The organism is Salinicola sp. (assembly GCF_982684285.1).
In genome coordinates, this window is sequence record NZ_CEXLVS010000508.1 from 1 (window position 1) to 1,148 (window position 1,148).

General features: G+C 40.2%; 1 protein-coding gene. It reads left to right on the forward strand.

Going from position 1 to position 1,148, the window contains the following annotated elements; translation table 11 throughout:
- Positions 1-1,148 (forward strand): [protein-PII] uridylyltransferase family protein (locus AC3AYF_RS21515; protein WP_487780504.1); only part of this gene is annotated, 1,148 nt, incomplete at both ends.

The window sequence follows — 1,148 nt, forward strand, 5'->3', positions numbered from 1 at the left end:
CGTTTACCGACGCTATTTAGACTACGGTGTATTTGATTCTTTGCGTGAAATGAAGTCAATGATTGTTGGACAATTACGCCGTAAAGGTATGGAAGACAATGTTAAGCTTGGCATTGGTGGTATTCGTGAAATTGAATTTATCGGTCAAGTTTTTCAGTTGATTTATGGCGGGCGAGATAACCCCTTACAGCAACGTCCTATTCTAACTATTTTAGATTTATTAGCAGAGCGTAGTGTTTTATCTTCGTATGCGGTTGATGAACTTAAACTAGCGTATGATTTTTTACGCCGCACCGAACATCGAATTCAAGCATGGGCAGATCAACAAACTCATTTGTTACCGAAAGACGACGTGGATAGATTACGAATTGCAAGCTTGATGGGCTTTGATAATTGGCTCGACTTTATGATGGCATTAGATGAGCATCGCAAGCGAGTACAAGAACATTTTGAACAAATATTAACAATACCTCAGTCGGAAGACGATGCCAGCGATAGCTTATCCTTTTTTACATCAAGCGATGATGAAAGAATAGAACGGCTACAACAACTTGGTTTTGTTGATGCGACAGTCTGCTTAGAATTATTAGAGAACTTGTTTAAGACTCATGGGTGTCGAAATTTAGAAAACACCGGACGTGAACGATTAGAAAAGTTATTGCCGCTATTGATACAAGCCGCGGCAAATGTCACTAATGCAGATCAGTGTTTATCTCGATTAATACCGTTGCTAGAGTCAATCATGCGCCGCTCAGCGTATATGTCATTATTGATAGAAAACTCATTGGCATTGTCACAGCTAGTCAAATTATGTGCGGCTAGCCCAATGATAAGTAGTCAATTAACACGTCATCCGGTGTTGTTGGATGAACTATTAGATCCTAGAAGTTTATATGATGTTCCTGATCGAGCAAGGCAAAAAAAGGCCTTAGTTAATAGCCTTGCTTCGACGGATAAATCTGATTTAGAACAACAAATGTATTTGTTGAGAGAGTTTAAGCAAATCGCCTCATTACACGTTGCTGCTGCGGATATTACCGATGTGTTGCCGTTAATGAGAGTGTGTGATCAGCTTAGTGAGTTAGCGGAAATTGAACTCGAACAAGTGATGAAATTGGCTTGGCAGCACTTAGTCACTCGACATGGGC